We start from the raw sequence: 13,875 nt of genomic DNA on the forward strand, positions 1-13,875 counted from the left end.
TCAGATCTTCCAGCCGGAGTGCAGCGCGGCGATGCCGCCGGAATAGTCGCGCCAGGCGACGCGGGAGAAACCGGCCTCGCGCATCATCGCCGCGAAATTCTCCTGGTTGGGGAACTTGCGGATGGATTCGACGAGATAGCGGTAGGGCTCGCCGTCGCCGGTGACGACTTGGCCGATGCGCGGAATCGCATGGAAGGACCAGGCGTCGTAGACCTTGTCGAGGAGCGGCATGCCGACATCGGAGAACTCCAGACACAGGAAGCGGCCGCCCGGCCTCAGCACGCGGAAGGCCTCGGCGAGCGCGGTGTCAATATGCGGCACGTTGCGGATGCCGAAGGCGATCGTATAGGCGTCGAAGGAGGAGGCGGGGAACGGCAGCTCCTCTGCATTGGCCTCGACGAAGGTGAGATTGGCGCCGAGGCCCCGCTTCTCTGCCCGCTCGCGTCCCACCGCCAGCATGGAGCCGTTGATGTCGAGCACCGTCACGTCCGCTTGGCTGCCGGACGCTTCGGCGATGCGGAGGGCGATGTCGCCCGTGCCGCCGGCCACGTCCAGTGCCTTGAAGCCCGGCCGCTTCGGCGGGGACAGCCAGGCCACCATCGCGTCCTTCCACACGCGGTGCAGACCGGCCGACATGACATCGTTCATCAGGTCGTAGCGGTCAGCGACGCGGTGAAAAACCGCATCGACAAGACCCTGCTTCTCCCCCTCGCCGACCTGTCGGAAACCGAAGGCGGTCTCCATCCCGCCCGAGGCCGTGGAACGCTCCTGCGACATTGCTTTCCCTCAAAAAACGGCGCGACCATAGCCGATCGCTCAGGCGGATGCCATTGGCAATAGCTGCGATTTAGGGCCGCGTTCGAGGCGGTGATCCAAACGAGAACCGGCAAACGGACAATGATCGTAAGCGACTTCATGAAAAAGGCTCCGTCCTTAAACAGGGCGGAGCCTTCCTTGATCGCGATGGCCGATCAGTAGGTCCGGCTCGAACTCAGGCGCTCGGCTGCTTCGTCTTCCTGAGGTAGGGCAGGATGGTGTCGAAGGCGCCGAAGCGCTTGATTGCGTCCTCGTTGGAAACGGCGGCGGTGATGATCACGTCCTCGCCCAGCTTCCAGTTGGCGGGTGTGGCCACCTGGTGCTTGGCCGTGAGCTGGATCGAATCGATGGCGCGCAGGATCTCGTCGAAATTGCGCCCCGTGGTCATCGGGTAGGTCAGCACCAGCTTGACCTTCTTGTCCGGGCCGATCACGTAGACCGAGCGCACAGTGGCGTTGTCGGCCGGGGTGCGGCCTTCGGACGAATCGCCGGCGTCCGCCGGCAGCATGTCGTAGAGCTTGGCGACCTTGAGGTCCTTATCGCCGATCAACGGATAATCGACGGCGAAGCCGGTGGCCTTCTGGATGTCCGCCTTCCAGCGGTCGTGATCCTCCACCGGATCGACGGAGATGCCGATGATCTTGGCATTGCGCTTTTTGAACTCACCCTCCAGGCCGGCCATCGTGCCGAGTTCCGTCGTGCAAACGGGCGTGAAGTTCTTCGGATGGCTGAAGAGCACAGCCCAGCCGTCACCGATCCACTCGTGGAAGTTGATCGTGCCGTGGGTGGTTTCCGCCGTGAAGTCAGGCGCGGTGTCGTTGATGCGAAGGCCCATGGATGTCTCTCCCTGCTTGAACTGTTCTTGTAAGATAGGCGCCGTCCGTTGCCGTATTGAGCATCAGAATGGTCGAGAGACGGCAGTGTCGAAAAAATTATACCACAAGGGCGGCAAAAGAAGGATGTGCTTTTGCGAGGGGAGATTCCCCTCCTCCGCCACAACGCGCGCTGAGGGAGGAGTGTATGGCGGTGCAGACGGGGAGGACGGGAAAAAGCGTCGGCCATGGGACGCGCGATGCAACTTATTTTTGTAATCGGCGGATTATGCTGCAAAGCGCGCCCGCATGGCTAATGTGAGGACGCTACTCATCTACGCACGATACGCGTACTGAGAGATGCAATTTACGGTAATTTTCGCGCGGGCATAAGTCCAGCAACAGGGATTTCCACAACTTTGACGCGCATCCTTCGCAGAACGATCGCCTCACGCTGCTTTCGCCTTGCCGCTCACCTGGTAATCCTTCACCGCATTGAACGTGATCGCCTTCCAGCGCTCGGCTTCGTAGTTGAGGCCGAATTCGTGTGGCGCGAGGAAGACGGGGTCGTCGTCGAGGTCGCGGGCGATATCGCCGCGATGGGCGGTGATGAAGCGGTCGAGCTCGGTGCGGTCGCCGGCGGAAATCCAGCGGCAGACGGAAAAGCGCGCCGTCTCGAAATCAACCGGCAAGGCATATTCGTTGTTCAGCCGCTCCTTAAGCACGTCGAGCTGCAACGCGCCGACGACGCCGACGATGGCCGGCGAGCCATCCTCCGGCGTGAAGAGCTGCACCACACCTTCCTCTGCCATCTGCCGCAGGGCTTCCTTCAGCTTCTTCGCCTTCATGGCGTCGGAGAGGCGAACGCGGCGCAGAATCTCCGGCGCGAAGTTGGGCACGCCGCGAAAGACGAGCTCCTCGCCCTCGGTCAGGGTATCGCCGATCCTGAGGGTGCCGTGGTTGGGGATACCGACGACGTCGCCGGCAAAGGCCTCGTCCGCGGTGATGCGGTTCTTGGCGAAGAAGAACTGCGGCGCCGAAAGGCTGATCGGCTTGCCGGTGCGTATCAGCTTCGCCTTCATGCCACGCTCCAGCCGTCCGGAGCACACGCGCACGAAGGCAATGCGGTCGCGGTGGTTGGGGTCCATATTGGCCTGGATCTTGAAGACGAAGGAGGTCATCTTCTCCTCCGTCGCCTCGACCTTGCGTGAATCCGCCGCCTGCGCGCGCGGCTGCGGGCCGATGGCGCCGAGCGCTTCGATCAGGTCGCGCACGCCGTTGTTCCTGAGCGCCGAGCCGAAATAGACCGGGGTGAGATGACCCTCGCGGAACGCCTTGAGATCGAAGGGACGGCAGGCTTCCCTAGCCAGGAGCATCTCCTCGATGAAAGCCTCGCGCTCATGCTCCGGCAGGAGGCCCGACACCGCCTCGGCCTCCGGCCCGTTGACAGGGATCGGCGTCGTGTCCTCATCGGAATGGCGAATAGTGTTGTCCGCCAGGTGATAGGTGCCGGAAAAGCTCTTTCCCCGGCCGATGGGCCAGGTGACGGGCGCGGTGTCGAGCGCCAGCTTCTGTTCGATCTCGTCCAGGATCTCGAACGGATCGCGGCTTTCCCGGTCGAGCTTGTTGACGAAGGTGACGATGGGGATGTCGCGGAGGCGGCATACCTCGAACAGCTTCAGCGTGCGCGGCTCGATGCCCTTGGCCGCGTCGATAACCATCACCGCCGAATCCACCGCCGTCAGCGTACGGTAGGTATCGTCGGCGAAGTCCTCGTGGCCGGGCGTATCGAGCAGGTTGAAGACGTGGTCGCCATATTCGAAGGTCATCACCGAGGTGACGACCGAGATGCCGCGCTCGCGTTCGATCTTCATCCAGTCCGAGCGCGTCTGCACCCGGTTCTTCTTCGCCTTCACCTCGCCGGCAAGCTGGATGGCGCCGCCGAAAAGCAGCAGCTTTTCGGTGAGCGTGGTCTTGCCCGCGTCGGGGTGTGAAATGATCGCGAATGTGCGGCGGCGCGCCACCGCATCGGCGAGTTTCTCGGCCATGTCCTGAGGTCCTTTCGACGGCGGGCTCTTAGCAGCCGCGGCCGCCGCTGTCGAATGGAAATCCGTCTGCATATAGGGAGCCCGAGTGCACATTTCAGCCCCGGCTTGACTCTATCATTAGTATAAGCTAATCATTAGTTATGGCTAATGATAACGCGCAGCTGACTGCACTTGCCGACACGACCCGCCGGGCTGTCTTTGAACTCGTGGCGGAGAGGCCTCGCTCGGTGGCGGAGATCACCCGCGCCCTGCCGGTGACCCAGTCGGCGGTTTCGCAGCACCTGAAAGTGCTCAAGGCAGCGCAGCTTGTCCGTGCCGAGCCGAAGGGCGCCAGCAACATCTATCACGTCGATCCCGATGGACTGGCGAGCCTTCGCGCGGAACTCGATCGTTTTTGGAGCAAGACGCTGGCGGCCTACAAGATAGCCGTCGAGCAACCACCGGAGGAGGAGCGATGAGCACGCATGCAGCAGACACGTCCGTAAAACAGTCCGTCGTGGTCGAGGCGCCGATCGAGCGCGCGTTCAAGGTCTTCACCGAGGACTTCGGCAGTTTCAAACCCGCCGAGCACAATTTGCTCGCCGTCCAGATCGCCGAGACGGTGTTCGAGCCTCGAGTCGGCGGCCATATCTATGATCGCGGTGTCGACGGCAGCGAGTGCCGCTGGGCACGGGTACTGGCCTACCAACCGCCCAACCGTGTGGTGCTCAGCTGGAACATCAGCCCGCAATGGCAGATCGAGACCGACCCCGAAAAGGCCAGTGAGTGGGAAGTCCGCTTCACCGCCGAGACGGCGAACCGGACCCGCGTGGAGATCGAGCACCGAAAGCTGGAACGCCACGGTGAGGGCTGGGAAAGCGTGCGCGATGGTGTTGCCGGCGATGGAGGTTGGCCGCTTTACCTGCAGCGGTACGCCGACCTGTTGGCCCACCAGGCCTGACGGCCGCATGTCGCCAAAGGACCGGGTTAAGTGGGGCGGCAGAAACCCTTGGCTTGCTGAAAAGCGTTGAAAAGCGTGGTGGCGGAAGGCGTCGGAATTGACGCCTCTGCCCGTCGGCGCCAGATAGGAGGCATGGTCAGTTCGCCCACCTCCACGTCTGTCATCGGCCCCACTCTTGGCGTCGTGCGCCTGCCGCATGCCGAGGGCCTGCCTTTGCCGGCCTACGAATCCACCGGCGCAGCGGGGATGGACCTGCGTGCCGCCATGCCCGAGGATCGGCAGGTCATCCTCCTGCCGGGCAAGCGTGCGCTGGTGCCGACTGGCTTCATCCTCGAGATTCCGGAAGGTTTCGAGGGGCAGGTGCGGCCGCGCTCGGGGCTGGCGCTGCGCCACGGCATCACGTGCCTCAACACGCCGGGCACCATCGACAGTGACTATCGCGGCGAGCTGCAGATCCTGCTTATCAATCTGGGCGAAGAGGACTTCGCCCTAACGCGTGGCATGCGCATCGCCCAGCTCATCATCGCGCCGGTCACCCACGTGGCGGTCGAGGAGCGCGGCAGTGCCGGCGAGACAGTGCGCGGGATGGGCGGGTTCGGCTCCACCGGCACAGCCTGAGACGCCCTCCCCGTATTGTCAGTAGCACGCCATCTGCCCCTTGACATCGGCACGGGCGCGGGCACCTCATCGCTGAAACTGAAGTCACCGGCAGAGGCAAGAATCATGGCTGACATCGGCTCCACCTTCCGCGCGCTCCACGAGGCCGAAGGTGCCTTCATCATCCCCAACCCGTGGGACATCGGCACGGCGAAACTGCTCGCCGCACTGGGCTTCAAGGCGCTGGCGACGACCAGTGCCGGCTATGCCTTCTCGCGCGGCCTGCCCGATGGCGGCGTACCCTTCGACGAACGCATGGACCATTGCCGCGAAATCGTCGACGCCATGCCGCTTCCGGTCTCCGCCGACCTGGAGCACGGCAAGGGCGACAGCCCGGACAGTGCCGCCGAAACCATCTTTGCGGCCGAGGCGGCGGGGCTTGCCGGCTGTTCGATCGAGGACGCCACCGGCGACCCGCAAAACCCGATCTACGATTTCCAGCTCGCCGTTGAGCGTGTCACCGCAGCGGCCGAGGCGGCACGTGCCCTGCCGCGCGATTTCGTCTTCACCGCGCGGGCGGAGAATTTTCTTCACGGTCGCCCGGACCTAGACGACACCATTCGCCGACTGCAGGCCTTTGAGAAGGCCGGCGCGGATGTGCTTTACGCGCCGGGCCTCTCCGACATCAAGCAGGTGCGTACCGTCTGCCAGGCGGTCGGCAAGCCAGTGAACGTGCTGGCCACGGCCGGCTTTTCCGTTGCAGCACTCGCCGAGGCCGGCGCCAAGCGCATCTCGCTCGGCTCCAAGCTCACCAACCTCGCCTTCGGCGCGGTGGAGCGCGCGGCGCAGGAGATGCTGCACAAGGGCACCTTCACCTATGCCCGGGAGATCATGCCCTTCGCGCAGCTGCAGGACATGTTCTCGAAAGCCGACTGAGGCGCCGCCTCCGCCTTTTCCCGAACGTAGCGTCCGGCACCCGTTTCCCAGCCGCGCGCTTGTCGCTATTGTGCCGGGCGGCCGGCGCCGATTTTTGTTGGCACCGCGCTGCAATGGGCTACATTCCGCCTCCTTCCGTGCCGGAAGGCGCGCGGACAACAAAAGCATCCAAAGCGGAGGAACAAACATGTTTCGCACGAAAGGGAAGTCTCTGGCCGCCGGCGCCGTGGCGCTCGGCCTCGGTCTCAACGCGGCCGCGGCGAACGCACAGGAATTCATCAATGTGCTGACCGGCGGCACGTCCGGCGTCTATTATCCGCTAGGTGTCGCACTGTCGAAGATCTACGGCGACAACATCGAGGGCGTGCGCACGCAGGTGCAGTCCACCAAGGCATCCGTGGAGAACCTCAACCTCCTGCAGCAGGGGCGCGGCGAGATCGCTTTTGCGCTTGGCGATTCCGTCAAATCCGCCTGGGAAGGCGATGAGGAGGCCGGTTTCCCGCAGCAGCTCGACAAGCTGCGCGGCATCGCCGCCATCTACCCGAACTACATCCAGATCGTCGCCTCGCAGGAGTCCGGGATCCAGAACTTCGAAGACCTGAAGGGCAAGAGCCTTTCCGTCGGCGCGCCGAAATCCGGCACCGAGCTCAACGCAAGGCGCATCTTCGATGCCATGGGCATGAGCTATGACGACCTGTCGCAGACCGAGTATCTGCCCTTCGGCGAATCTGTCGAGCTCATCAAGAACCGCCAGCTCGATGCCACGCTGCAGTCAGCAGGCCTGGGCGTCGCCTCCATCAAGGACCTGGCGCTCTCCATGCCGGTGACCATGGTCGCCGTTCCGGAAGAGGTGGCCGAGACCCTCGGCGCACCGTTCCTATCGGCGACAATCCCTGCCGGCACCTATGAGGGCCAGGACGAGGACGTGCCGACGCTGGCGATCACCAATATCCTGGTCACCCATTCGGATGTCTCGGACGACATGGCCTACGAGATGACCAAGCAGCTCTTCGAGAACCTGGACGAGATGACGGCCGCGCACGCCGCCGCCAAGGCGATCTCCGCGGAAAAGGGTCCTCAAGGTGTTCCCGTTCCCCTGCATCCGGGAGCCGAGCGCTACTACAAGGAACAGGGTCTGCTGTAAGGGCGAACGCGAGTAAACTCCCCTCCCCCTCGTGGGGAGGGGAACCGGATAGGTCGGCGCTTGCCCCTGGCCACTGGGAAATGGGGACTGTGACAGGCATGCAGATTGGGAGACGTGATGAGCAGGGCCGAGAGTGACGCGACTGCCAGCCTGCCGGAGGCGGAGCTTCAGGACCCGACGCATGCCGATTTCCGCCCGACGCTGGAAGGGCGGCTGCTCATGTGGATCGCCGTCGTCTTCTCGCTCTACCAGATCGCCACCGCCGCGCATCTCCTCACCCTGCCGAGTCAGATCGTGCGCGCCTTCCACGTCGGCTTTCTGATGCTGCTGGTCTTCCCGCTGATCGCCTCCTCGCGCGGCGCGGGCCGTTTGGTGAAGGCCGGCGCATGGGCGCTGGCGCTCGCCGGCGTCTCGGTCGCCGTCTATCAGTTCGTCGAATACAGGCCGCTGCTCCTGCGCGCCGGCGATCCGTTGCCGCTCGACATCTTCTTCGGCGTCATCGCGCTTTTCACAGTTTTTGCAGCGGCCTACGTGTTGATGGGCCCGGCGCTGCCCATCATCTCCGGCATCTTCCTCGCCTATTGCCTCTTCGGGGAATACCTGCCAGCGCCGCTCAACCACCGTGGCTACGACTTCTCCCAGGTCATCGACCACATGGCCTACGGCACCGAAGGCATCTACGGCATTCCGATCTACGTCTCGGCCACCTACATCTTCCTCTTCATCCTCTTCGGCTCGTTCCTCGAGCGGGCGGGCATGATCAAGCTCTTCACCGACGTCTCGCTCGGCCTCGTCGGCCATGCGCGCGGAGGTGCCGCGAAGGTGTCGGTGATCTCCTCCGGCCTCATGGGCACGATCTCCGGCTCGGGCGTGGCCAACGTTGTCACCACCGGCCAGTTCACCATCCCGCTGATGAAGCGCTTCGGCTACCGCGCCGCCTTCGCCGGCGGCGTGGAATCCACCTCCTCCATGGGCGGGCAGCTCATGCCGCCGGTCATGGGCGCCGTCGCCTTCATCATGGCCGAGACGCTGGGTATCGAATATTACGAAGTGGTCACGGCCGCCATCATCCCGGCGCTGCTGTATTTCGGCTCCGCCTTCTGGATGGTGCACCTGGAGGCGGGGAAGTTCGGCTTGCACGGCCTGCCGAAGGCGGAACTGCCGTCGGCGCCGCGTGCCCTGCGCGAGCGCTGGTATCTGATCCTGCCGCTCGCCGTGCTCGTCTATCTGCTGTTCACCGGCTACACGCCGCTCTTCGCCGGCACGATCGGTCTTTCGCTGACCGTGCTATTGATCCTCGGTGGCACGGCCGCACTTGGCCTGCCAAACCAGGTCCTGCGGGTGATCTTCTGGATCGGGCTTGGCCTCGTAGCGGCCAGCTTCTTTCGTTACGGCATCAACGCCATCCTGATCGCCGCCCTCGCGCTCATTGCCGCCAACATCTTCGTCGAAGGCGGGCGCAAGACGCTCGACGTGTGCCGCGCCTCACTCGCCGAGGGCGCCAAGACGGCGCTGCCGGTGGGCGTCGCCTGCGCCGTCGTCGGCATCATCATCGGCACGATGACGCTGACGGGCGCGGCCAATACCTTCGGCCAGTTCATCGTCGCCGTGGGTGAGACGAGCCTTTTCCTGTCGCTGGTGCTCACGATGATCACCTGCATCATCCTCGGCATGGGCATCCCGACGATTCCCAACTATATCATCACTTCGTCCATCGCCGGTCCGGCGCTCCTGGCGCTTGGCGTGCCGCTGCTCGTCAGCCACATGTTCGTCTTCTATTTCGGGATCCTGGCCGACCTTACGCCACCGGTGGCGCTCGCCTGCTTCGCCGCCGGGCCGATCGCCCGTGAGAGCGGGCTGAAGATCTCCATGGAGGCGATCAAGATCGCCGCCGCGGGCTTCGTCATCCCCTTCATGGCGGTCTACACGCCCGCCCTCATGCTGCAGGACGGCGGGCCGCTGGCCGAAACCATCGGCTATGCCCCGGCCGTCGCCTACATCGTCCTCAAGGCCAGCCTGGCCATCGCTCTGTGGGGCGCAGCCGTCATTGGCTATCTGCGCCGGCCGCTCGCCGCGTGGGAGCGTCTCCTGGGCGCGGCGGCGGCTTTCACGCTGATTGCCGCGCTGCCGATCACCGACGAGATCGGCTTCGCGCTTTGCGCCCTCTTCTTCGGCGTCAATTTCTTCCTGAAACGCCCGGGGCCGGCGGAGACGATCCAGCGCAAGACGGGCGACGCGGCCGAATGAGCCTGTGCGTGATCGCCGGCAGCGAGACTGCGGTCGTCGCCGCCACCCTCTTCACGCTCTCCTGGACACATTCGGTGGAGAAGGTGGAGTGGCGCGAGACGTGGCAGGTGCTGCCGTCGGGCCTGCAGATCGTCGAAGCGCGCGTGAAAGGCTCAGGCGCCGGCATGGAGCCCCCGTCGGATGCGCGTTTTGAGGATGGATGGTGGGTCTATGCGCCGGCGCTCGGGCCCCTGCCGGAACTGCGCCTTGCCGCCTCGGGCGCCACGACGAGCGCCTGGCGCCTGTGCGCCGGCGGCGAGTGCCGCGATCTAGGCGCCGAGCCGGGCGCCCCGGTCGTTCTCGAGCCCTGCTCCTGACCCCTCAGGCGTGCGCCGACGGGCCGTCGTCGCGCCGGGCGCACGCCGGTCCCGGCCCGCGCATATAATGGCGCTCTGGATGATAGCGCTTTGTAAAGGCGTTACGGATCGCCTCTACGCATCCGATCAATAGCTTAACCAACCCCATGATCCCGTACCCAGATTTCTCGGGCGTCCCTTCGTTCACACCGTAGCGTCCGTGGGTGAACACTCGGTGAATTCACGCCTGCACAAGGCCACCTGTCCATGGCGGAAAGTGGGATTCATCTTGGCGCTCCCGTGGCAGGGATCTTTCCTCCGCATCCGTTGCAGAAAAACCACAGTTCCCTCCCCCGGCGAAAAAGCGAAGCAAGCTTTCTTTTCCTGGAACAGAGCAGCCACTGACGGTGTTAGGCGGCAGGGCCGGGACGGGCTTATCCGGCTGCAACAAAAGAGCAAGAGGACAGGACCATGGGTTTGTTTTCCAGGGACATCAAGTCGATGGACGATCTTTTCGTCCACACACTGCGTGACATCTACTATGCCGAAAACCAGATCGTGAAGGCGCTGCCGAAGATGATGGACAAGGCGAGCGACCCGGAGCTGAAGCAAGGCTTCGAGAAGCACCTGAAGGAGTCCGAGGGGCACGTGCGTAATCTGGAGGAGGTATTCCAGAAGATGGATATGGAGCCGAGCGGCGTCGACTGTCCGGCGATCGACGGCATCATCGAGGAAGCGAACGAGGTGGCCGGCGAGGTCGACGACAAGAACGTGCTCGACGCCGCTCTCATCGCCGCCGCGCAGGCCGTCGAGCACTACGAGATCACGCGCTACGGCACGCTGATCACCTGGGCGAAGGAGCTCGGCCGCGACGACTGCGGCGAAATCATGAAGCGCAACCTCGCCGACGAGAAGGCGACCGACGAGAAACTCACGCAGATGGCCGAAAGCCGCATCAACCTCGCCGCCGAATAGGCTCACAGCTCTCCGCGTGCGCCTCCTCTCCGTCCTGCCCGCGGGGCGGAGAGGGATCAGCCGCGCAGCATCATCTCGAATTCGCGCCGCCCCATGGGAGTGAAGCGGACGACGCGGCTGTCCTTCTCCCGCCGTGCCCAGCCCTTGGCTTGGATACGCTCCAGCATCGCCGCGCCCAGGCCGCCGGCCAAATGCGAGCGGCGCACGCTCCAATCGAGGCAGGTGCGGCACATCGGCCGCCGCTTGCGGCCCATGGCGTCGAGATCGATGCCGAGGCCGGCGAAGTATGAAGCGCCGGCTTCACTCATCTCCGCCTGCTCGCCATCGACCCGGATCAGCCCGCGCCCGACGAAGCTGTCGAGCATGGCCACCCCCATCTCTCCCGCCAGATGATCGTAGCAGACCCGCGCCTCGCGCATCGCCTTGTCGCGCGGGCCGGGCAAGACGCGCTTCGGCCCGAGCGTCGCCGCAACACCCATGATATTTTCCAGCATCGCCGCCACACTGTGGTCGGCCAGCGCGTAATAGCGGTGCCGGCCCTGCCGTGCCACGCTGACGAGCCCTCCTTCGCCAAGCTTTGCCAGATGGGCGCTCGCCGTGGGAAGCGTCACCCCCGCCTCCAGTGCCAGCTCGCTCGCCGTCAGCGCCGTGCCGCCCATCAGCGCTGCCAGCATGTTGGCGCGTGCCGGATCGCCCACCAGGCTGCCGATTTGCGCGAGGTCCGTTCCTGCTTTCATACTTCGATCGTAACAAAACTATCTACGTACAACAACTGCTATCACTCCTCCTGAAAGGAGCGAGCCATGCAGAACATCGCCGCCCGCAGGCGGAAGCGCCGGAGCAATCCCCTGCGCCGCCTGGCTGCCGCCGCCCTCGCCGCTGTGCTTCGTATCGAGGAGCGCCGGCGCCAGCGCCTGCATCTCTCCGAGCTTGACGATCATCTCCTGGCCGACATCGGCCTGACACGGCAGGCCGTGCGCCGCGAATGCGCGAGCCCCTTCTGGCGTTAGCCGGCCCCACCCATTCTGCCACAGGCGGACTGCAGACATTTCGATCACCACCGAACCATAGAAGGACCTCGAAAACCCATGCCGATCACCTGCTTCATCCGCTATGAGATCGATCCGTTCAGGCGCGAGGCCTTCGAGCAATACGCCCGCAATTGGGGCGAGGCGATTCCGCGCGCGGGCGCCGACCTCATCGGCTACTTTGCGCCGCACGAGGGTTCCGCCACCACCGCCTACGGCGTCTACACCATCGACAGCCTCGCCGCCTACGAGGCCTACCGCGCCAGGCTCGCCGCCGATCCGCTGGGGCGTGAGAACTATGAATTCGCGCGATGCGAGCGTTTCATCCTGAAGGAGGATCGCATGTTCCTGAAGCTCGTCTCCGCCCCCCATAGCAAGCCTGCACACGGCTAGCCCGGCGCTTGACGAACGTTTTGCGCCGGAAGATCATCGGCAGCTGCGGAGGCATCGCCCTCCGGAAGGCAGGAACAATGCGCTGGCAGTGGTCGGAAAAGAAGGTTCTGGGGATCGCCCTCGCCCTGGTGGCGGTGCTGTTCGCCATCGGATGGGTCACGCGCGAGAGCCCTTCCGACGATCCCTATCTGGAAGTCGTGGGCGGCGGCTTCATGTTCAATTACCGCGAAGCCGAGGTTTTCTACGGCTTCACTGCCCAGGTGGTGCGCCCGCTCGCCAGCGGATCGATCATCGAAGCTTCCTTCGAGGATCCCGCGGGCGGCCCGCCGCACGTGGTTTCGGAACGGGTGAGCACCATGACTGACCGCTACGCCCTGCGCTCGCCACCCGTCCGTAGCATCGAGGCGGGAAAGCCCTATCAGGTGGCCATCAAGGTCTATGACCGTGAGCGGAAGGCGCTGCTTTGGGAGGCGGAGCGCAGCTACAAGAGCCAGATCAGCGACCGCATGATGCGGGAGAAGCCGCTCACCATCGGCCCCGGCTACCACCGCAACCCCGAACTGAGAAGTGAAGCCGGGGAAGGGCGGGAGCGATGACAACCCTTCGGGAGGCCGACGACCTCGTGTCGAGCACCCGCCACGCCCACCATCCGCCCGGTTCCAGCCGTGCACAGGCGTGGCGAGCTAACGGCAACATTCACGCTTGCAGCATGATAGGCGAGCCCCCTCGCGGACCTCGAGCGAATCGGCTTTGGCGGAGGAAGCGGAGGCGACCTCCGATAACGCTAAAGCAGCAGCATCTGCCGCTTCTTCAAAATCACTACACTCGCTGAAAAATGGTAGATGGTGGAGCCAAGGGGAGTCGAACCCCTGACCTCTTGAATGCCATTCAAGCGCTCTCCCAACTGAGCTATGGCCCCACACCGCGGCCTTCGGGCCGCCGCCGTTTCCGGCGAAGAGGTTCTTCGGCGATCGCTCGCCATCGTCGTGCTCGCGGCTTCTAAACCTGCCCGGCCGCAGAATCAAGCCCCGCGAGCATGCGACCGGACAAGACGCCGCACGGGCGTCCTAAACCTATCTTTCCTCGTCGTCCTCGCCGACGCCGATGATGCCCTTGACGTCATCATCTTCCTCTTCCTCCTCCTCGAGGAAGGTGTCGTCTCCATCGGTGTCGATGTCGACATCCTCATCGTCATCGATGTCGGGCAGGTCGGTGTCGCCGCCCTTCGTCTCTTCGTCGGCATCCTCCAGCGAGACGATCTCGGGGCCGTCTTCGCTGAGCTCCTTGTCCTCCACGTCCTCTTCTTCTTCGACGATGATGTCGCCGTCCGATTCGAAAAAGCTGCGCGGATAGGATTGGCCCGTATAGGGCGACACGATCGGATCCCTGTTCAGATCGTAGAATTTGCGGCCCGTCTCCGGGCAGATGCGTTTGGTGCCGAGTTGGGGTTTAGCCACCGTATTGCCTCATCGTCTCTTAAAGGGCCGGATCCGGCCACCGGCTTCCTCGGGCGTGCCGAAACCGGGAGCGATCCTCTGCCAAGAATTTTCGGACCCCATAACCACAGATCGCACGCCTGTCAAAGCCTATTGAAACGGCGAGCG

The 13,875-nt window shown here is 64.2% G+C and carries 16 protein-coding genes and 1 tRNA gene; 11 read left to right on the plus strand and 6 right to left on the minus strand.

The features are described 5' to 3' along the window. The 3 genes from ubiE to N5A92_RS13775 all read right to left on the minus strand — a co-directional run bounded on the left by ubiE (position 1) and on the right by N5A92_RS13775 (position 3,676). Positions 1-777: a bifunctional demethylmenaquinone methyltransferase/2-methoxy-6-polyprenyl-1,4-benzoquinol methylase UbiE gene (gene ubiE, locus N5A92_RS13765; RefSeq protein WP_260903680.1), complete on the minus strand. Its 777-nt coding sequence runs from the start codon at positions 775-777 to the stop codon at positions 1-3. A gap of 214 nt (positions 778-991) precedes the next feature. Beyond that, positions 992-1,651 (minus strand): peroxiredoxin, encoded by a 660-nt coding sequence (locus tag N5A92_RS13770; RefSeq protein ID WP_260903683.1) that lies wholly within the window; start codon positions 1,649-1,651, stop codon positions 992-994. A gap of 426 nt (positions 1,652-2,077) precedes the next feature. Further along, positions 2,078-3,676 (minus strand): peptide chain release factor 3, encoded by a 1,599-nt coding sequence (locus tag N5A92_RS13775; RefSeq protein WP_260903684.1) that lies wholly within the window; start codon positions 3,674-3,676, stop codon positions 2,078-2,080. Between the two features lie 140 nt (positions 3,677-3,816). On the opposite strand from N5A92_RS13775, the gene N5A92_RS13780 reads away from it, so the two are divergent. The 8 genes from N5A92_RS13780 (at position 3,817) to N5A92_RS13815 (ending at position 10,850) form a co-directional block, all read left to right on the plus strand. Then, positions 3,817-4,134, plus strand: a complete 318-nt coding sequence (locus tag N5A92_RS13780; RefSeq protein ID WP_260903689.1) for an ArsR/SmtB family transcription factor — start codon at positions 3,817-3,819, stop codon at positions 4,132-4,134. Continuing rightward, a complete protein-coding gene (locus N5A92_RS13785) occupies positions 4,131-4,616 on the plus strand; it encodes an SRPBCC family protein (protein ID WP_260903690.1) in 486 nt (161 codons plus the stop codon). Before N5A92_RS13780 ends, N5A92_RS13785 begins: the two co-directional genes overlap by 4 nt. A 132-nt stretch (positions 4,617-4,748) precedes the next feature. Continuing rightward, positions 4,749-5,234, plus strand: a complete 486-nt coding sequence (dut, locus tag N5A92_RS13790; protein WP_260903692.1) for a dUTP diphosphatase — start codon at positions 4,749-4,751, stop codon at positions 5,232-5,234. A 105-nt stretch (positions 5,235-5,339) separates the two neighbouring features. Next, a complete protein-coding gene (locus N5A92_RS13795; RefSeq protein WP_260903695.1) occupies positions 5,340-6,149 on the plus strand; it encodes an isocitrate lyase/PEP mutase family protein in 810 nt (269 codons plus the stop codon). Positions 6,150-6,336: 187 nt separating this feature from the next. Continuing rightward, positions 6,337-7,293, plus strand: a complete 957-nt coding sequence (locus N5A92_RS13800; RefSeq protein ID WP_260903697.1) for a TAXI family TRAP transporter solute-binding subunit — start codon at positions 6,337-6,339, stop codon at positions 7,291-7,293. A gap of 117 nt (positions 7,294-7,410) precedes the next feature. Further along, on the plus strand, positions 7,411-9,540 hold the full coding sequence (locus N5A92_RS13805; RefSeq protein ID WP_260903699.1) for a TRAP transporter permease: 2,130 nt from the start codon (positions 7,411-7,413) through the stop codon (positions 9,538-9,540). Next, positions 9,537-9,896, plus strand: coding sequence for a DUF1850 domain-containing protein (locus N5A92_RS13810; protein WP_260903700.1), 360 nt, complete (start codon positions 9,537-9,539; stop codon positions 9,894-9,896). Before N5A92_RS13805 ends, N5A92_RS13810 begins: the two co-directional genes overlap by 4 nt. A 450-nt stretch (positions 9,897-10,346) precedes the next feature. After that, a complete protein-coding gene (locus N5A92_RS13815; RefSeq protein WP_260903702.1) occupies positions 10,347-10,850 on the plus strand; it encodes a YciE/YciF ferroxidase family protein in 504 nt (167 codons plus the stop codon). A 56-nt stretch (positions 10,851-10,906) separates the two neighbouring features. Here N5A92_RS13815 and N5A92_RS13820 read toward each other — a convergent pair whose 3' ends face one another. Beyond that, entirely contained in the window at positions 10,907-11,587 is a 681-nt protein-coding gene (locus N5A92_RS13820) for an ArsR/SmtB family transcription factor (RefSeq protein ID WP_260903704.1), read from the minus strand. Positions 11,588-11,653: 66 nt separating this feature from the next. Here N5A92_RS13820 and N5A92_RS13825 point away from each other — a divergent pair, with 66 nt between their 5' ends. From N5A92_RS13825 to N5A92_RS13835, 3 genes are all read left to right on the plus strand, one after another. After that, positions 11,654-11,860, plus strand: a complete 207-nt coding sequence (locus N5A92_RS13825; protein ID WP_260903705.1) for a DUF1127 domain-containing protein — start codon at positions 11,654-11,656, stop codon at positions 11,858-11,860. 78 nt (positions 11,861-11,938) lie between these two features. Then, positions 11,939-12,271: an NIPSNAP family protein gene (locus N5A92_RS13830; RefSeq protein WP_260903706.1), complete on the plus strand. Its 333-nt coding sequence runs from the start codon at positions 11,939-11,941 to the stop codon at positions 12,269-12,271. 77 nt (positions 12,272-12,348) lie between these two features. Further along, entirely contained in the window at positions 12,349-12,867 is a 519-nt protein-coding gene (locus N5A92_RS13835; RefSeq protein ID WP_260903708.1) for a hypothetical protein, read from the plus strand. A gap of 247 nt (positions 12,868-13,114) precedes the next feature. Here the strand turns inward: N5A92_RS13835 and N5A92_RS13840 are convergent. Beyond that, positions 13,115-13,190, minus strand: a tRNA-Ala gene (locus tag N5A92_RS13840). Between the two features lie 154 nt (positions 13,191-13,344). Further along, positions 13,345-13,728: a TIGR02300 family protein gene (locus N5A92_RS13845; RefSeq protein ID WP_260903709.1), complete on the minus strand. Its 384-nt coding sequence runs from the start codon at positions 13,726-13,728 to the stop codon at positions 13,345-13,347. Positions 13,729-13,875 lie beyond the last annotated feature (147 nt).

Source organism: Chelativorans salis, assembly GCF_025336525.1.
Lineage (GTDB): Bacteria > Pseudomonadota > Alphaproteobacteria > Rhizobiales > Rhizobiaceae > Chelativorans > Chelativorans salis.